Here is an 18140-nt window from a genome sequence, read left to right on the forward strand (position 1 = left end):
ACATCCAACTGACAGGAGACAGCGATGAAAGCCCAATCGAAAGCCCAACAACGCGCCGCCGGTGCAGCCCTGTCTGCCAAGCGGGGCGAGACCAAGGTCAAGGATCTGCAAGGCGCGTCAAAAGATATGTACGACAGCATGTCAGAGGACGAGCTGGAGGAGATGGCCTCGACCGACCATGACGGGTTGCCGGACGAGGTGGATGACTAGACGCGCCGCCTAGCGTTTTTTGCCGCCGTAGCGGGATTTGCCACCGCGCATCCCGCCGCGACCGCCGGTTGATCGGCCCGACGCCTTTTGCGCGTCGTCGACGGCTTTTTCGACAGCATACTGACGCGCCATCGGATCGTCGGCGATGGCCAGATCGACGGATTCGAGCCGTTTGACCTCGTCGCGCAGGCGTGCGGCTTCCTCGAATTCGAGGTTCTCGGCCGCTCTGCGCATATCGGTGCGCAGCCCGTCGAGCACGGTTTGCAGGTTGCCGCCTGCGAGCGGGTTTTCGATCTTGGCCGTGACGCGGCTCATGTCCACATCGCCTTTGTAGAGACCGGCGAGGATATCATCGACGTTCTTCTTGACCGTTGTCGGCGTGATCCCGTGTTCTTCGTTATAGGCCAGCTGCTTGGCGCGACGGCGGTCGGTTTCGCCAATCGCACGCTCCATCGAGCCGGTGATGCGGTCGGCGTACATGATCACGCGGCCTTCGGCGTTCCGCGCGGCCCGCCCGATGGTCTGGATCAGCGAGGTCTCCGAGCGCAGGAACCCTTCCTTATCCGCATCGAGAATCGCCACCAGCCCACATTCGGGAATGTCCAAGCCTTCGCGCAGAAGGTTGATCCCGATCAGCACATCAAAAGCGCCAAGCCGCAGGTCGCGCAGGATTTCGATGCGTTCGATCGTGTCGATATCGCTGTGCATATAGCGCACGCGGATGCCCTGTTCGTGCATGTATTCGGTCAGGTCTTCGGCCATGCGTTTGGTCAGCACGGTGCAGAGCGTGCGATAGCCGTCGGCGGCGACCTTGCGCACCTCGTCCAGCAGATCATCGACCTGCATCTCGACAGGGCGAATCTCGATCTTGGGGTCGATCAGGCCGGTGGGGCGAATGATCTGTTCGGTAAAGACACCGCCGGATTGTTCGATTTCCCACGCGGCGGGGGTGGCCGAGACAAAGACCGACTGCGGGCGCATAGCATCCCACTCCTCGAACTTAAGCGGGCGGTTGTCCATACAGGAGGGCAGGCGGAACCCGTGTTCGGCCAGCGTGAATTTGCGTCGGTAGTCGCCTTTGTACATCCCGCCGATCTGCGGCACGGAGACGTGGCTTTCGTCTGCAAAGACAATCGCGTTGTCGGGGATGAATTCGAACAGCGTGGGGGGCGGCTCTCCGGGGGCGCGGCCCGTGAGATAGCGCGAATAATTCTCGATCCCGTTGCAGACGCCTGTGGCTTCAAGCATCTCGATGTCGAAGTTGCAGCGCTGTTCAAGCCGTTGCGCTTCCAGCAGTTTTCCTTCGGCGACAAGCTGGTCCAGCCGCATCCGCAGCTCTTTCTTGATGCCGATCACCGCTTGGTTCATCGTTGGTTTCGGCGTCACATAGTGGCTGTTCGCATAGACGCGGATCTGGTCGAAACTGCCGGTCTTCTCGCCGGTGAGCGGGTCGAATTCGGTGATGCTTTCCAGCTCTTCGCCGAAGAAGGACAGACGCCATGCGCGGTCCTCAAGGTGGGCCGGAAAGATTTCAAGGCTGTCGCCGCGCACGCGGAAGGTGCCGCGCTGGAAGGCGGCGTCATTGCGTTTATACGCCTGCGCGATCAGGTCCGCGATCACTTGGCGTTGGTCATAGTTGTTGCCGGTCTTGAGGTCCTGCGTCATCGCGCCATAGGTCTCGACCGAGCCGATCCCGTAGATGCACGACACCGACGCGATGATGATCACGTCATCGCGTTCCAGCAGCGCCCGCGTGGCAGAGTGGCGCATCCGGTCGATCTGTTCGTTGATCTGGCTTTCCTTCTCGATGAAGGTATCGGACCGCGCGACATAGGCTTCGGGCTGGTAGTAGTCGTAGTATGAGACGAAATATTCCACGGCGTTGTCTGGGAAGAACCCTTTGAATTCGCCGTAAAGCTGCGCCGCCAGCGTCTTGTTCGGCGCGAGGATGATCGCGGGGCGCTGCGTTTCCTCGATCACCTTGGCCATCGTGAACGTCTTGCCCGTCCCCGTGGCCCCCAAAAGCACCTGATCGCGTTCGCCCGACCGCACCCCTTCGGACAGTTCCTTGATCGCCGTGGGCTGGTCGCCTGCGGGTTCGAATTCGGTCGCCAGTTTGAACTTCTTGCCGCCCTCGAGCTTGGGGCGCTCGCGCACGTTGGGCGCGGGATTGGCAAGATAGGCGTCTTTGCGCTCGGGCAGACTGTCAGAGTGGGCGTAGGCCATAACATCGTCCTTTGGGGGTGTTCCCTAAGGTGTCATGTTTTCGCGCGGGTTCAAGGGGCACAGCCTTGCGCGACGCGCATATGTCGCTTTCGTCGCAGGCCTATTTGGTCAGCCGCTTGCGGTTGGCACGGACCTTTTTGCTGACCGGCACCATCGCGGCCGAGAAAATTTGGTCGGGCGTGCCCCCGGCAAAGGCGGCTTTGGTGGCCGCCTGATAGGCTTTGGCCATGGCGGGGCCTTTCTCATTGACCATGCGGGCGTTCTCTCCGCGGGTCTGGGGAAGGGCACCGGCCATCCCCAAAAGCCTAAGCGTCATAACGGCTTGGGTGTCGATCATCAGCTTGGCGAGGTTGGCATTGAGCGTCATCAGGGTCAGGGGGTTCATGAGAGGTGCTCCGATTGCATAAGGTCAGTCTATGCTGCGCCGCAGCATATGTAACGCGAATTCGGCACAAATCACTGTGATGCCTTGATCCTTGGCCGTATTTGGCTGATAAACCGCCTGATCACAGCGGAGATTCAGCTATGCGCGCGCGTATTTATCAGCCTTCCCGAACTGCCATGTCCTCTGGCACGGCCAAAACCCGTGTCTGGTTGCTGGAGTTCGACCCAGAGCACGCGCGCGAGATTGACCCGTTGATGGGCTGGACCTCTTCGAAGGACACGCAAACGCAGGTGCGTTTGCAGTTCGCCACCAAGGAAGAAGCGGTGGAATACGCCCGCGACCACAACATCGACGCGCTGGTGCAAGACCCCAACAAACGCCGCGCAAATGTCCGCGCCGGCGGCTATGGCGAGAATTTCGCCACAGGGCGCCGCGGGGCCTGGACGCATTAACTCTTTCTACGTTTTCTTATGCTAGGCCCGTGACGGGCGGTGTGAGCGATACATATTCACAGGGCGGCCCCTCGCACGGTCGCCCGTTTTCATTTCGACCTGCTGAACAGATGCGCAAAGGTATAGAAACATGACGATCACCCAACTCGTGACCCACTCAGGCGGTTTTCATGCGGATGAACTCCTATCCTCTGTCATCCTGACGCGGCTGTTTCCAGACGCCACGGTGCTGCGCAGCCGCGACAAGGCGCTGATCACGCCGGCCGAGGGGCGCATCATCTACGACGTGGGCGGTGACTTTGATGCCGAAGCAGGGATTTTCGATCACCATCAACGCCCCAATCCGCTGCGTGAAGACGGGCAGCCCTATAGCTCTTTCGGGCTGATCTGGGCGCATTACGGGCATGATTATCTGCGGGCGCTCGACGTGCCCGAGGCGGATGTGAACGCCATCCACGACAGTTTCGATCGCGGGTTTGTTCTGCCGATCGACCTGCTGGACAATGGTGCCGTCAACGCGTCAGAGGCGGGGCCGCTGTTTGCCGGTCTGACCTTGCCCGCGCTGTTGGAAAGCCTGAAACCCGTCTTCGATGACCGCGAGGAAGGCGTGGACGACCGCGCCTTTGCCGCCGCCTTGCCCATTGCGCGCGCCTTTGTCGAAGCGTCGATCCGTCGCAAAGCCGCCAAGTTCCGCGCCGAAGCGATGGTCATGACCGCCATTGATGCCGCGGGCGAGGGCCATGTGCTGGACCTGCCCATGGGCATGCCGTTTCGCGGGGCCGTGGTGAAGGCAGGGGCGGATCATCTGTTGTTCGTCATCCACCCGCGCGGCGAGGAATGGACGCTGACAACGATCCGGTCCGGGGATGATACGTTCGAGAACCGCGCTGATCTTCCGGTGGCTTGGGCGGGTCAAAAAGACGCCGCGCTTGAGGAAGCATCAGGCGTCAAAGGGGCAAAGTTCTGCCACAACGGCCGCTTTATCGCCGTCGCCGATAGCCGCGAGGCGATTTTGCAGATGGCCGACATCGCGGTGAAGGAAGCGCTGGCAGCGTAACCCGCCAGGCAGGCCTTCTTGTTGCCCGCTATTGGCCTGCGTTCCGGCTTGCCCCCGTGGCCCGCGCGATTACACTGCGCGTTCAGCCATCGGGGGGCGTGACGCGTGAACAGCCAGCTTAGACATTTGCCACAGATCGATACGCTGTTGCAGCAACCGCATGTGGCGTCTTTGGTTGCGACCTACAGCCACGACGAGGTGCGCCGCGCCCTGCGCGAAACGCTCGACCAGCTGCGCCGTGATATTCGGGGCGGCGGGGTGGTCGATCTGCCCGATTTCGCCAGTGAACCCTTTGCCCATAGCCTTGTCGACCGAATAAAGGCAGCCCGCCAGCCGAACCTGCGCCCTGTCATCAATGCCACGGGTATCATCATCCACACCAATCTGGGCCGCGCCCGTCTTGCCCCAGAGGCGCTGCAGGCGATGGATCAGATCGCTGCGCGGCCTTCGAACCTTGAGCTGAACCTGAAAACCGGCAAGCGCGGGTCGCGCTATGACCATGCCGAGGCGCTGATCTGTCAGTTGACGGGCGCAGAGGCGGCGCTGATCGTGAATAACTGCGCCGCGGCGGTGGTCTTGGCCCTGATGGGCACCGCCGCGGGGCGCAAGGTGATCGCCTCGCGCGGGGAGCTGGTCGAGATTGGCGGGTCTTTCCGTCTGCCCGATGTGATCGTGCAAAGCGGTGCAGAGCTGAAAGAGGTCGGTGCCACCAATAAAACGCGGCTTAGCGATTATGCCGATGCGGTGGACGAGGATACGGCGGTTCTGTTGAAAAGCCACACCAGCAACTTTCGCATCGTGGGCTTCACCTCTGCCCCGTCACGCAATGATTTGGCGCAACTGGCGGCGGAGCGGGATCTGATCCTGATGGAAGATTTGGGCAGCGGCGTGCTGATTGACCTTGCCCCCTTTGGGCTGCGCGACGAACCCGTGGTGGCGGATATCCTCAAAGCGGGTGTCGATCTGGTCATGTTCTCGGGCGACAAGCTGCTTGGTGGGCCGCAGGCGGGGATCATCGCGGGACGGGCGGATATTATCGCGGGGCTACGCAAGCACCCGTTGCTGCGGGCTTTGCGCATCGACAAGCTGTCGCTCGCCGCGCTCGAGGCGACCTTGCGTCTGTACCTGCCGCCCCATGATCCGCTGGCGCGGGTGCCGGTCTTGCGCGCGCTCTCGCAGCCTTTGGCAGAGGTAGAGGCGCGGGCGCAAAGGCTCGCGGGTTCCCTCGCTGCGGTGAAGGGGGTGGATGTTGAGGTGATGGCGTCAGCCGCCTATGTCGGCGGCGGGTCGCTGCCGCAGCAGGACCTAGACAGTTTCAGTGTCGTCGTGGCCTCTGCCGCGCTGCCTGCTGAAACCCTTGCGGATCGTTTGCGGGCCGGGGTGGTGCCCATTGTCGGTCGTATCCATCAGGGCAGGCTGTGGCTGGACATGCGCACGGTAATGGATGACGAACTACCCGATATCGTCGCGGCGCTGGGCGCGATCGCCGCCACATGACATCGGCCTGCGTGATCGTGATCGGCCATGTGGATCATGGCAAGACGGCGCTGGTGCGCGCGCTCACGGGGATGGAGACGGACCGGCTGGCCGAGGAAAAAGCCCGTGGCCTGTCGATCGCGCTGGGCTTTGCCCATTGCGAGATGGCGGGTGGGACGCTCGACTTGATTGACGCGCCCGGGCACGAGGATTTCATCCGCACCATGGTGTCGGGTGCCAGCGGCGCGCAGGGCGCGATGCTGGTCGTCTCGGCCGTGGAGGGCATCGCCGCGCAAACGCGCGAGCATGTGCAGATCGCGAGACTGTTGCAGGTGCCCGTGGCGGTGGTCGCGGTGACCAAGGTGGATTTGATCCCCGATGCAGCATTGCCCGCACGTCTGGTGGAAATTGCGGATGCCCTTGCCGCGCAAGGCGTTACCGGGGCCGAACTGGTGCCCTGTTCAGCCACGACCGCTGGCGGGACGGATCATCTGCGGCAGGTCTTGGCGCGGCGGTACACCGCTTTGCCCGCGCGGGCCGCGCCGATGGGGGCGTTCCTGCCGGTGGATCGCGCGTTCACACTGGCGGGACGCGGAACGGTGGTGACGGGCACGCTGCTTGGCGGCGCGTTGGCGGTTGGCGAGGTGCTGACCGTGCAGCCAAGCGGTGCGGCCACGGTGGTACGTGGCCTGCAAGCACGCGGCGCGGCGCGGGAGAGGGTCGCGGCGGGAGAGCGGGTCGCGGTGAACCTGCGCGGTATCGCGTTAGAGGATATTGCGCGCGGTGATGTGATCTGTACGGGCGGGCAGGGGGCGACGCATTGTATGGATGTGTGGTTGACCGTTTCTGACACGACACCGCGACCGGTCAAACATATGCAGGATTTGCGCGTGCTGTGGGGCACGGCGCATGAGGTCGCGACCCTGCGGCTGATGGGCGGTGGCCAGATCGCGCCGGGGGGCGCGGGGCTGGGGCAGTTGCGCTTCAAACGCCCCGTGGTGGGGTTCGCGGGGCAGGCGGCGGTGTTGCGCCAGCTTTCCCCTGCGGCGACGCTGGCGGGTGCGGTGATCCTTGACCCGCAGGCCACGGCAGTCGGGGCGGGCGACAGACGGCGGTTGGCGGTGATGCAGGCGGCACAGCAGCAGGATGGTACCGCCCTTGCCGCAGCGCTTTGTGCGCAGGGGCGCGGGGTGGCGCTGTGGTCTGATCTAGTCCGGTTGGCGCGCTGCGATGCGACGGCTGCGCTGCCCACGGGCGTTGTGCGGCTATCGCCGGAACATATCGCGCTGGCCGACGACCTCGCCGCTGTGCAGACGGCGGTGGTGGCGGCTTTGCAGCGTTTTCACGCTGACCACCCGATCAAGCAGGGGGCGGCGCTTTCGATGCTGCAACGGGTGACGCCGCTGCGGGGTTTGGTGCCTTTCGCCCAAACCGAATTGGTTAGGGGCGGAGAGGTTGTTTTGCGCGACGGTTTGGTCAGTCTCGCAGGGCATGACCCCTTTGCAGCGCTTGCCCCGCAACAAATTGCCCGTCTGACCGAGATCGAAGAGAGGATGCGCACAGGCGGCACCTCCCCCCCTGATGTGCGGCAGTTCGATGCGCCTGATGACGCGGATCTGATCGCGCTGATGGTAGCGCAGGGGCGGTTGGTGTCCTTGGCGAATATCGCGCTGAAACAGCAAGTCGTGTTTCACGCGGCGACCATCGGCCAAGCGCGGCGGAGCCTTGCGGCAAACTTCCCCCCGCCCGTGGCCTTTACCACCAGCGAGGCGCGCACCGCCTTGGGCACCACCCGCAAGTTCATCGTGCCGCTGCTTGAGCATCTGGATGCGCTTGGTATGACGCTGCGCGATGGTGACACGCGCCAGATCGCGCCGCAGACGCATTAGGCTTTCGCTTGCCCTGCCGCGGGGCTACGGTGTGGCAACGCGGAGACGACCGGAGTCTGGTGGCTTCCCTGGTCTTCAAAACCATGGACGCGTCGATACGGCGTGTGGTGGGTTCGATTCCCATCCGTCTCCGCCAACCTGTCTGGACATGCCTGACGATCCCCCACAGTATGCAGCGGCATACTTGGGAGGGGCGACATGAGTGATCGGAAACCGGAATTTACCCTGAAGGATCTGCAAGGGACGGCCCACTTTTTTGACGGCACGGGCTCTGCGCTGGTCTGTTTCGTGAAAGAGGATTGCGAGACCTGCAATATTGCGGGGCCGGTGCTGCAAGCGCTGTCGCAGGCCTATGGCGATGCGGTGCGGTTTCTGGTGCCGGGGCAATCCGGCGAGAAGAACGGCGATTTCGCGCAGCGCCACGGGCTGACCATGCCGGTGCTTGAGGATGCGGGCTGCAAGACCTCGTTCGACTGGGATTTCGAGATCGTGCCCGCGCTCTACTGGATTGATGAAAGCGGCGCTGTCGTGACCCACTTTGAAGGCTTCGTGCGCGATGACTGGCAGGCATTGTCCGACCAGATGGCCCGTGCGACGGGCAAAGCTGCGGCGCAGATCGATTGGGACAGCCTGCCCGCCTGGCGTCCGGGATGCGGGTCGAAACACTTTGACCCCGAGGTCTACGACGCGCTGCGGGCAGAGGCCGAAGGCAGCCGTCTGCGCGCCCGCAAGGTAGAGGTCGCCAGCGGCGATGACATGGCGGAATTCATGTTCGATCAGGGCTTCTCGGACGGGTTGCCCTTGGTGCCGCCGACGCCCGAACGGGTGATCCGCATGTTGGAAGGGACGCATCGTGATCCGCAGGATGTGATTGCTACAGTGCCGCCAAACATGGGCATCGCCACGGTCGAAAAGATCGCGATCAACGCGGTGATGGCGGGGTGTAAGCCTGAATATCTGCCCGTGGTGATCGCAGCCGTCGAAGCCGTCTGCACGGATGAATTCAACATCCACGGGGTCACCGCGACAACCATGGGCGCGGCGACGGTCATGGTGGTGAACGGGCCGATCGTGGACAAGATCGGGCTGAACGGCGGCTTGGGCGCTTTGGGTGCGGGGAACCGTGCCAATGCCACCATCGGGCGCGCGCTGCGGCTGATCATCCGCAATGTCGGCGGGGCGACCACGGGCGGGGTCGAACGGTCTGTCCTGGGCAATCCGATGAAATACACCATGTGCTTTGCGGAGAACGAGGCGGCCTCGCCATGGGAGCCGCTGCATGTGGAACGCGGGTTCAAGGCGGAGGATTCGGTCGTCACCGTCTTTGCCATGACGGGCGGGCCGGTGCATCTGGTGGACCAGACCTCGCGCAAGCCGGACCAGATCGCGGGCTCGTTGGGGCAGGGGCTTGAAGGGGTGTTCCTGCCGAAGATGCACAACCTGCCGATTGACGCGCTGCTGGTGGTTTGCCCCGAGCATATCCAGACGCTGACCGTCGATGGCCCCTACTCCAAGGACAGGCTGCGCGACCGTATCCAAGAGGTCACGGCGCGCCCCTTGTCGGAGATGGTGCAGGATGACCATTCGGGCGCGGGTATCCCCGTGGCGGACGCGGAACGCATGGGGCCGGAAAAACTGGCGCAGTTGGCCCCTAAATTTGCGGGCAAGGAATATATCCATATCGTCGTGGCCGGTGGCGATGCGGGCAAATTCTCGTCCGCGTTCCACGGGTGGGCCACGGGGGAGGTGGGGTCGATTTCCGTTTCCAGAAAGATCGATCTAGGCTAGCTTTCACAGCAGAGGAGGACGTGAATGACAATAATTCTTGACCCGACGGACGAACGTGTCCCCGTCGCGCGTCAGATCAGCGAACGGTCCGGTTCGGTGCAGGGGGTTGTCGGGCTGCTGAACATCAGCAAGCCGCGCGGCAATATCCTGCTGGATGAACTGGACAGGTTGTTGACCGAAAACGCACCCGGCGTTGAGATCCGGCATTATACCAAGCCGACTTTCGCCAAGCCGTGCCCCGACACGCTGCGCCACCAGATCCGCGATGAATGCGACTTTCTGGTCGAAGGGCTGGCGGACTGAGGATCATGTACCACGTGCAGTATGCACGATACAGTCTGGTTTGAAATCCAGGGGATCCCGTCTGTTTCCATCGCTTCAAGCGTGTTTGGCCAAGCCGCTGAAACGCAGCGCAAGGCCTTAGGTATGGAGGGCGCGCGCTATGTGCTGGTGCCGCATCCTATTCAGGATGCCACGGACGACGAAATGCGCGCCAAGGCGCGTGAGGCGTTCGACCAGATCATCGGGGCGTTGCGCGACGCGTGACTGACGTGAAAAAATGTAAGGCGGCGCGGAGAGATTTGGGCCGCCTTTTTCGTGGGCTTGGGGTGGCGAGGGTTACAGCTCGGTCAGCCAGTGCAGCTCTGACAGGTCGTCGTTGATCCAGATCATCGCATCGACGCTGTCCGCTTCGGGGGGGTGCGCCAGCAGTTGCGCAGGGATTACTGTGGCACGGGCCAGTGCCCGCTCTAACGGCTCGCCCACGGTGTTGTGCATATAGCGCAGGGCTTGCAGCAGGGTCAGGTCGGCCCCGGCCAGCGTTCCGTCTGCCAGCGTCAACCGTCCGTCGCGGCGCAGGATCTCGCGGTCGTTCAGGTTGAAGCTGGTGATATCAGAACCGCCAGTCGCCATCGCGTCGGTCACCAGAAACACCTCTGCCGCGCCGCGATTGGCGGCAAGTGCGGTGCGGATCATGGCCGGATGGACATGCACCCCGTCGGCAATCAGGCCGGATGCCACGCGCGGATGATCAAGTGCCGCCCCCACCAGCCCCGGGCTGCGCGCGTTGGCCTGGCTCATGGCGTTGAACAGATGCGTCGCCATGCGGGCACCGGCGTCAAAGGCGCGCATGGCGGTGTCATAGTCGCAATCGCTATGGCCCAGCGATACCAGCACGCCCGCCTGCGTCAGCGCCGCGATCTGATCGGGGGTGGCGTTTTCGGGGGCGAGGGTCATCATCAGGTTCGGGATCCGGGCCACGGCATCTGTCAGCATCGCCATATCTTCGTTAGAAAGGGGCCGGATCAGGCTGCCGTCATGGGCACCTTTGCGGGCAAGGCTCAGATGCGGCCCTTCAAGGTGGAGCCCCGCAATACCGCGCATGCCCAGGTGCAACGCCTCTGCCACGGCGGCGATGGCGGCGCGGCTATGGGCGGGGGTGTCGGTGATCAACGTGGGAAGAAATGCGCGGGTGCCAAGCCGTCGATGCGCGGCAGCCATCGCGCGCAGCGTGTCCAGATCGGGCGCGCTATTGAGCATCACGCCGCCTCCGCCGTTCACTTGCAGATCCACAAACCCGGGGGAGAGGATGCCCCCGTTCAGCCTCCGGGTTTTGGCCCCCGTCGGCAGCGCGGTCAGGGGTGTGATGCGCGGGATGCCGTCGGAGTGCACCACAAGTGCGTGACCGGTCAGCAGATCGTGCCCGTCAAAAATGCGCGCGCCGGTATAGGCGGTGAGCGGTGCGGTCATGCCCGCGCGGCGCGCAGGGCCAGTGCGACGGCCCCGTCGAGTGCGCGACCTTTGGTTTCGACCAGATGGGCGGTCTGCGTGTCGGGTAAATAGGCGGCGTAATGGGGGCCGACGCCGCCGGTCAGGCACAGCGGGCCGCCGGGTTGATGGTCGAGCGCGATCAGGGCGCGGGTCAGGTAATCGGCCCCGCTAGCCATCAGCGCCCGTCCGATGCTGTCGCCCGCCGCGGCGGCCTGTACCACATCGGGGGCAAGGGTGGCGAAATCGCCGGGCCGCGCCTTCAGGCTGAACTGCACGATGCCCGCGCCACCGCCGAATTTATCCAGCATCTGCTGCGACAGGGGGCTGGCGGGGGTGATCCCGTCAACGACGAGCAAGGTCTGCTCTAGCACGCCATGTCCCAGCCACGCGCCCGACGCCTGATCCGATACCTGATAACACCAGCCGCCAATACAGGTCTGCACGCCGGCCTTTTGGCGGCCTACGATGGTGCCGGTGCCAAGGGCGATCAGGTGGCAGTCCTGCTCTCCGACGGCACCGACGATGGTGGTGGTGGTGTCTTCGGTCACGACGGATTTGGCAAAGGGCAGACCCGCCTGCACGCGTGGGCCCATTTCCGGCCCCGTGTATCCCGCAAGCCCCAGATGAGCCACGGCGCGGGGCATGTCGGCGACATCCAGACCGGCGCTCTCTATCGCGTTGCGCGTCGCGGTGAGCACGCTGTCGATCGCGGTGGCGCAATCGGTGCTGACATTTGCCCGCCCGCCTTTGCCTTCGGCAAGGATACGGCCATCGGGGGTGGCAACAGCGGCGCGGCAACCGGTGCCGCCTCCGTCAACGCCGATCAGAAAAGGAGGGTCTATTTGTGTCATCCGAATTGTTTAGGGTACCTGTTTTGGCGGGGAAAGACAATTTTCGCCATTCGTTTTACCCATGGTCGCAACGGGTTTGCAAATGGCACATGCGCGTGATAAGTTAGCGCTAACATACTCACGTCTTTGTAGGAAGGCCCTTAGGCCCACCCACGTCACGAAGGAAAGCATGATGTTGAACGATACCGTAGCCCGTGTCACCGACCGGATCATCGAACGCAGCGCGCCAAGCCGGGGTGCCTATCTGGCGCGGATGCGCCGCGCCGCCGAGGAAGGGCCGGCGCGGGCGCATCTTTCGTGCAGCGGGCAGGCGCATGCTTATGCCGGTGCAGGGCAGGACCAAGCCGCGCTGGCGACGCAATCGGCGGGCAATATCGGGATTATCACGACTTATAATGACATGCTGTCGGCGCACCAGCCGTTCGAACGCTTTCCGACCCTGATCCGCGACACCGCGCGCGCGGCGGGTGGGACGGCACAGGTTGCAGGCGGCGTGCCTGCCATGTGTGACGGCGTGACCCAAGGCACCCCGGGGATGGAGCTGAGCCTGTTTTCGCGTGACATCATCGCCATGGCGGCGGGGGTCGGGCTAAGCCACAACACTTTCGATTCCGCGATCTATCTGGGGGTCTGTGACAAGATCGTGCCCGGTCTGGTGATCGCGGCGCAGGCTTTCGGGCATCTGCCGGCGGTGTTCCTGCCTGCGGGGCCGATGACCTCGGGTATCTCCAACGACGAGAAAGCGATCGTGCGCCAGAAATTCGCCGCAGGCGAGGCCACGCGCGAAGAGCTGATGGCGTCGGAGATGGCGGCCTACCACGGGCCGGGCACCTGCACTTTCTATGGCACCGCCAACACCAACCAGATGCTGATGGAGTTCATGGGCCTGCACCTGCCCGGCGCGTCCTTTGTGAACCCCAATACTCCCCTGCGTGATGCGCTGACTGTTGCGGGGACGCAGCGGGCGCTGGCGATCAGCCATCTGGGCAATGAATACACACCCGTTTGCGATGTGCTGGACGAGAAAGCCTATGTGAACGGCATCGTCGGCCTGCATGCGACGGGCGGGTCGACCAACCTGCTGATCCACCTTGTCGCGATGGCGCGGGCCGGTGGGATCGTGCTGGACTGGCAGGATTTCTCGGACCTTGCCGATGTCACACCGCTGCTGGCGCGGGTCTATCCGAACGGCTTGGCCGATGTGAACCACTTCCACGCGGCGGGGGGCTTGGGCTTTATGATCGGTCAGCTCATGGCGGGCGGCTTGCTGCATGACGAGGTCAAGACCATCGCGGGCGACGGGCTGTCGCGCTATACCCAAGACCCCAAGCTCAAGGATGGCGCCGTCGAATGGGTCGCAGGCCCGACCGAGACGCTGAACGAAAAGATCGTGCGCCCCATTGGCGATCCTTTCCAGCCCACCGGCGGGTTGAAACGTCTGGCGGGGAACCTTGGCAATGCGGTCACCAAAGTCTCTGCCGTGAAGCCGGAGCATCACATCGTCGAAGCCCCGATCCGCGTGTTCCATGATCAGGAAAGCGTGAAAGACGCCTATCGCAATGGTGAGTTCAACGAGGATGTCATCGTCGTCGTGCGTTTTCAGGGGCCCAAGGCCAACGGCATGCCCGAATTGCACAGCCTGACGCCGGTGCTGGCGAACCTGCAGGCGCGCGGGCTGAAGGTGGCGCTGGTCACCGACGGGCGTATGTCCGGTGCCTCGGGCAAGGTATTGAGCGCGATCCACGTGTGTCCCGAAGCGGTGGACGGCGGGCCGATTGCACGTTTGCAAGACGGTGATATCGTGCGCGTCGACGCCCGCGACGGGCAGCTGACGGTCCTGACCCCCGGCGCGATGGAGCGCCCGGTCGCCACGGCTGATCTGTCGGGCAATGAATACGGGCAGGGGCGCGAGCTGTTTGCCACTTTCCGCAACACGGTTGGCGCGGCTGATACCGGCGCCAGCAGCATTTGAACCTGACCAGAGGATGATCCGATGACCCCGCAAGACGCCAGCGCCGCTGCCTATGCCATCTGTAAACGTGCCCCCATCGTGCCGGTCCTGGTGGTGCATGACGCGCTGCACGCCCGCCCCCTGGCCGAAGCTTTGGTCGCAGGCGGATTGCCCGCGCTAGAGGTGACGCTGCGCACTGATGCCGCGCTTGAGGTCATTGCCGAGATGGCCAAAGTCGAAGGCGGCGTTGTCGGGGCGGGCACGCTGCTCACCCCCGATGATGTTAAACGTGCGGTGGATGCGGGCGCGACCTTTGGGGTGTCGCCCGGTGCCACGGATAAACTGCTGCAAGCGGCCGAAGATCTGGGCCTGCCGATGTTGCCCGGTGCTGCCACCGCGTCAGAGGCGATGCGTCTTTATGAACGCGGCTATGATATGCTCAAGTTCTTCCCCGCTGAAGCTGCGGGTGGGGCACCCTTCCTGAAATCGCTGTCCTCGCCGCTGCCTCAGGTGCGGTTCTGCCCCACGGGCGGCGTGAGCCCTGCCAATGCGGAAAGCTACCTGTCGCTGCCCAATGTGGTTTGCGCGGGCGGCAGTTGGGTCGCGCCGGACAATCTGATGCGCAAGGGCGATTGGGCGGCGATCACCGAGTTGGCCCGCGCCGCCAGCACCCTAGGCAGCCGCGGCTAAAGCGACGCCGCCGCGCGGCTGGCCTGATCATACTGTCCCGAGATCGCGCGTAGCTGCGCCGCGATCTCGCGCAGGTCGTCGCCTTTGATATCGGTGCGCCCCATGCTGTCGATCAGGCAGGTGTTGCGCACCGCGCGGTAGGTCTCTATCAGCTCGGCCCCGCTGGCGGAGGTGCGATAGAACACCTCCTTTCCGCGTTTCTCGGCCTCTAGCAGGCCGGATTTCAGCAGTTTGCGCAGCGCGTAGTTCACCGTATGCGTATCTTCGATGTTCAGCAGAAAGCAGATGTCCGTCAGCCGTTTTTCACGGTCTCGGTGGTTGGTGTTGTGCAGCACCAGAATTTCCAGCGGGGTCAGGTCGGCATTGCCCGCCGCCGCCATGCAGCGCGACATCCAGCGCGAGAAGGCGTTATAGGCGATGATCATCCCGTATTCGAGCTCGGACGCTTCCCATCCTTCGCCCTCGGCAAGGTGACGGGACGAGACGATACGGCGGGACGGGTGCGATTTTGGGTCTGACATCAGTGCCTCAAGGCTGGTTTTCACTGTCGTTATGTTAGCGAATTGTCGGTATCGCGCAATCCGTCTGTGCGCCAAGGACACGCCCGCCCGAGAAAAATGTACCAAGGATAGCGCGACGCGGCAGGGCGCGGTAGCAAAGGGGCAACGGGTGCCGACCCTTACAGCCATTGCGATAGGAGTGACGATGCTGCGATTTCTTGTGCCGGTATTGGCCGCGCTTTTGCTTTTGCCCGTGGGTGCGCAGGCGACAGAGCGGGAACGCCTTGGCTATGGCCGTCTGATTTCCAATGATTCCATCGGAGAGTTTCGCGACCGCGAGCGCACGGGCGCCTATGTGTCGTCCCGCGTCTGGGGGCCGGCGTGGACTGGGCGCTTGCCGGACCGCTTTGGGCAGTTGATCGAGCTGCGTTTGGGGGTAGAGGTGCTGGCCCCCGCGAACCTGCGTCGCCCGCAAGCCGGATCGCGCCCCTGGGCCGGTGCCCTGTCCGTCGGAATGCACACCCATTTCGAACGCGATGCTGTGGAATATTCGGTCGGGGCGGCGATCTATGCCACCGGTCCGCAGACCCATCTGGATGATCTGCAACGGGGCATTCACGACATCATCGACGCGACCTCGCCCTCTGATCAGGTGCTTGATAACCAGATCGAAAACGGCTTTCACCCTACGGTTCTGGTCGAGATCGGGCGCAGCTTTCCGATTGGCGCACGGACAAGCCTGCGCCCCTTTGTCGAGGGGCAGGCGGGGATAGAGACATTCGTTCGCGCGGGCTTCGACCTGACCTTTGGCGACATCACACGCGGGGAAATGCTGGTGCGCGACAGCACCACCGGCCAGCGTTACCGCGTGGTGCAGAACCGCGACGCATCGGGCTTTGGCTTTGTCGTCGGGGCCGATATCGCGCGCGTCAGCGACAGTGTGTTCCTGCCGTCGGATCGTGGCTATGACCTGACCCCGCGCCGTGATCGTGTGCGTGCCGGGGTGCATTGGCAGGGCAAGCGGGCCTCGGCGTTCTATGGTCTGACGTGGCTGGGCAAGGAATACGAGACGCAGCCCGATCACCAGCTTGTCGGCTCTGTACGCATCAAGATCGACTTCTGACGCGCAGGCCCCGTGGATAGGGTGATTCGTTCTTTCCAGCGGGGAACGGTTTTGATAGCCTCGGGGCAATAATAATACGACGAGGCACGAACAGTGGTCAAAACGGGCTTTCGAGGCACGTTTGTCATAAGCTGGTCGCAGACAGAAATAGACGGGCTGGACGCCGCACCGGTGCAATCCCTTAAGGTGGGGGCAGCCTGGGCGTGGCGGGGCGATTCAATTCGCGTTGACGGGCCGAATGACGTGCTGCGGCTGGATCAGGCGGACGAGGCAGGGGATCTGCGCAGACGGGCTGCGCGGATGGTGCATCGTTTGGTCGGGGCCGCCCTGGACGGCACCACGCCGCCGCACCGGTCTTTCGCCAGTGACCGCGACACCCCGTTGATGGACAACAACTTTACCGTGACCGACGGCGCGCAGACCTATCTGGTGACAGTGATCGAGGTCGGTCAGGGCAGCCAGCCGCTGCTGATGTTCCTTGACGCGCTGCCGCCGCGCAATACCGATCTGTGGGTCGTCGCGCATACGTTGAATACCGCCGCGGCGGATCGTGCGGCGCAATACAGCAGCGGCGTCATCTGCTTTACCCCCGGCACGATGATCCGCACCGCCGATGGCGCGCGCCGGATCGAACAACTGCGCGAGGGCGATCACGTCCAGACGAAAGACAACGGCCTGCAACCTGTGCGCTGGATCGGTAGCCGCCGGATGAGCGGGGCGCGATTGTTCGCGATGCCGCAGCTGCGCCCCATCCGGTTTCGCGCCGGTGCTTTGGGGGATGCTCAGCCTGACGCGGATCTGCTGGTGTCGCCCAGCCACCGGATGCTGGTGAAGGGGCGCGTCGCGCATGACTTGTTCAACACGGACGAGGTGCTTGTCACCGCGCGGGATCTGGTGAACGGGCGCAGTGTCACCATCGATGCCCATGCGCGCGAGGTGACCTATATCCATCTCCTGCTCGATTTCCACGAGGTGCTTTGGGCCAATGGCGTAGAGACGGAAAGCTTTCACCCTGCCTCTGCCGCGCTAGAGACATTGGACGCGACCGACCGCGCGCGGCTGCTGGACCAGTTTCCACAGATCGCCTTTGATCCGCATACCTATGGCGGCTATGCGCGGCGTAATCTGTCGATGTCCGAAGCGGCGATCCTCGCGCACGCCGCCTGACGCCGCCGGATCGCCTGCTTTCTTGGGGCGGGCCTAGCTGTCTGCCTTGCCCGCGATCAATGCCTGAACGATGGCTTTTGCGCTGTCGCTCGACCAATCCGCATCACCGCGCAGACGTGCGATTTCGCGTCCCTCGGGGTCCATGATCACGGTGATCGGCAGGCCGAAAATGCCCATCTGACTGGCCAGCGCCTGTTTCGGGTCTTGGTGGCGTGGCAGGCTATCGACGCCCGCATCCGCGAAGAACCGTTTGATCCCGTCGGGCGTGTTGCGGCCCGTGGCGATGGTCAGCACCTCGAAATCATCGCCGCCGAATTCCTTTTGCAGCGCGTTCAACTGCGGCATTTCCTTGCGGCAGGGCGCGCACCATGTGGCCCAGAAGTTGATCAGCACATATTTGCCCTGCCATGCCTCAAGCGTGGTCTCGCCGCCGTCATCCTCAAGCTGGAACGCGACAGAGGAGGTGGCAACGGGGGAATCGTGCACGACCAGTTTCTTCATATCACCGTCGCGCAGGGGCTTGATGTCGGCGCTTTGCCCAAAGCTGGGGTTTGCACCAAGGGCAAGGGCCGTATAAACGAGCGCGAGCATAATCTTTTTCATTT

The 18140-nt window shown here is 63.5% G+C and carries 17 protein-coding genes and 1 tRNA gene; 12 read left to right on the forward strand and 6 right to left on the reverse strand.

All coding sequences use genetic code 11. The features are described from left to right. Positions 1–24: 24 nt before the first annotated feature. Entirely contained in the window at positions 25–210 is a 186-nt protein-coding gene (locus EE36_RS08770; protein WP_005851426.1) for a DUF3008 family protein, read from the forward strand. 9 nt (positions 211–219) lie between these two features. Here the strand turns inward: EE36_RS08770 and uvrB are convergent, their stop codons facing one another. Together uvrB and EE36_RS08780 are read right to left on the reverse strand one after the other, a co-directional pair. After that, complete coding sequence (gene uvrB / locus EE36_RS08775; protein WP_005851428.1) at positions 220–2436, reverse strand: excinuclease ABC subunit UvrB; 2217 nt, start codon at positions 2434–2436, stop codon at positions 220–222. Between the two features lie 100 nt (positions 2437–2536). Beyond that, a complete protein-coding gene (locus tag EE36_RS08780; RefSeq protein WP_005851430.1) occupies positions 2537–2821 on the reverse strand; it encodes a hypothetical protein in 285 nt (94 codons plus the stop codon). A gap of 140 nt (positions 2822–2961) precedes the next feature. Here EE36_RS08780 and EE36_RS08785 point away from each other — a divergent pair, with 140 nt between their 5' ends. The 7 genes from EE36_RS08785 to EE36_RS17755 all read left to right on the forward strand — a co-directional run bounded on the left by EE36_RS08785 (position 2962) and on the right by EE36_RS17755 (position 10029). Beyond that, on the forward strand, positions 2962–3273 hold the full coding sequence (locus EE36_RS08785) for an ETC complex I subunit (RefSeq protein ID WP_005851432.1): 312 nt from the start codon (positions 2962–2964) through the stop codon (positions 3271–3273). A 130-nt stretch (positions 3274–3403) separates the two neighbouring features. Further along, the gene (locus EE36_RS08790; protein WP_005851434.1) at positions 3404–4330 is read left to right on the forward strand and encodes an MYG1 family protein; all 927 of its coding nucleotides are present in this window, start codon (positions 3404–3406) and stop codon (positions 4328–4330) included. Positions 4331–4435: 105 nt separating this feature from the next. Next, positions 4436–5827 (forward strand): L-seryl-tRNA(Sec) selenium transferase, encoded by a 1392-nt coding sequence (gene selA, locus EE36_RS08795; protein WP_083776457.1) that lies wholly within the window; start codon positions 4436–4438, stop codon positions 5825–5827. Beyond that, positions 5824–7695, forward strand: a complete 1872-nt coding sequence (gene selB / locus EE36_RS08800; RefSeq protein WP_005851454.1) for a selenocysteine-specific translation elongation factor — start codon at positions 5824–5826, stop codon at positions 7693–7695. Before selA ends, selB begins: the two co-directional genes overlap by 4 nt. 41 nt (positions 7696–7736) lie before the next feature. Then, positions 7737–7831 (forward strand) — tRNA-Sec (locus tag EE36_RS08805). 62 nt (positions 7832–7893) lie between these two features. Then, positions 7894–9483: a redoxin domain-containing protein gene (locus EE36_RS08810; protein WP_005851455.1), complete on the forward strand. Its 1590-nt coding sequence runs from the start codon at positions 7894–7896 to the stop codon at positions 9481–9483. A 24-nt stretch (positions 9484–9507) separates the two neighbouring features. After that, a complete protein-coding gene (locus EE36_RS17755) occupies positions 9508–10029 on the forward strand; it encodes a UGSC family (seleno)protein (protein ID WP_258182285.1) in 522 nt (173 codons plus the stop codon). Between the two features lie 72 nt (positions 10030–10101). Here the strand turns inward: EE36_RS17755 and nagA are convergent, their stop codons facing one another. Both nagA and EE36_RS08830 read right to left on the reverse strand, forming a co-directional pair. Beyond that, positions 10102–11232, reverse strand: a complete 1131-nt coding sequence (nagA, locus tag EE36_RS08825; protein ID WP_005851461.1) for an N-acetylglucosamine-6-phosphate deacetylase — start codon at positions 11230–11232, stop codon at positions 10102–10104. Next, positions 11229–12104, reverse strand: a complete 876-nt coding sequence (locus EE36_RS08830; RefSeq protein ID WP_005851462.1) for a BadF/BadG/BcrA/BcrD ATPase family protein — start codon at positions 12102–12104, stop codon at positions 11229–11231. The genes nagA and EE36_RS08830 overlap by 4 nt, the downstream gene beginning before the upstream one ends. A gap of 169 nt (positions 12105–12273) precedes the next feature. On the opposite strand from EE36_RS08830, the gene edd reads away from it, so the two are divergent. Both edd and eda read left to right on the forward strand, forming a co-directional pair. Beyond that, on the forward strand, positions 12274–14076 hold the full coding sequence (gene edd / locus EE36_RS08835) for a phosphogluconate dehydratase (RefSeq protein ID WP_039911764.1): 1803 nt from the start codon (positions 12274–12276) through the stop codon (positions 14074–14076). A 21-nt stretch (positions 14077–14097) separates the two neighbouring features. Next, the gene (gene eda / locus EE36_RS08840; RefSeq protein ID WP_005851466.1) at positions 14098–14745 is read left to right on the forward strand and encodes a bifunctional 4-hydroxy-2-oxoglutarate aldolase/2-dehydro-3-deoxy-phosphogluconate aldolase; all 648 of its coding nucleotides are present in this window, start codon (positions 14098–14100) and stop codon (positions 14743–14745) included. Here eda and EE36_RS08845 read toward each other — a convergent pair. Beyond that, entirely contained in the window at positions 14742–15266 is a 525-nt protein-coding gene (locus EE36_RS08845; protein WP_174226595.1) for a winged helix DNA-binding protein, read from the reverse strand. The two genes, eda and EE36_RS08845, sit on opposite strands and share 4 nt — an antisense overlap. Positions 15267–15450: 184 nt before the next feature. Here EE36_RS08845 and EE36_RS08850 point away from each other — a divergent pair, with 184 nt between their 5' ends. Both EE36_RS08850 and EE36_RS08855 read left to right on the forward strand, forming a co-directional pair. Then, the gene (locus tag EE36_RS08850; RefSeq protein ID WP_005851474.1) at positions 15451–16368 is read left to right on the forward strand and encodes a lipid A-modifier LpxR family protein; all 918 of its coding nucleotides are present in this window, start codon (positions 15451–15453) and stop codon (positions 16366–16368) included. Positions 16369–16461: 93 nt separating this feature from the next. After that, positions 16462–17535 (forward strand): Hint domain-containing protein, encoded by a 1074-nt coding sequence (locus EE36_RS08855; protein WP_005851476.1) that lies wholly within the window; start codon positions 16462–16464, stop codon positions 17533–17535. Between the two features lie 33 nt (positions 17536–17568). On the opposite strand, the gene EE36_RS08860 is transcribed toward EE36_RS08855, so the two are convergent. Then, positions 17569–18138, reverse strand: coding sequence for a TlpA disulfide reductase family protein (locus EE36_RS08860; RefSeq protein ID WP_009826027.1), 570 nt, complete (start codon positions 18136–18138; stop codon positions 17569–17571). Between the last annotated feature and the right edge of the window lie 2 nt (positions 18139–18140).

Origin of the sequence: Sulfitobacter sp. EE-36 (assembly GCF_000152605.1) — a bacterium.
Classification (GTDB): Bacteria; Pseudomonadota; Alphaproteobacteria; order Rhodobacterales; family Rhodobacteraceae; genus Sulfitobacter; species Sulfitobacter pontiacus.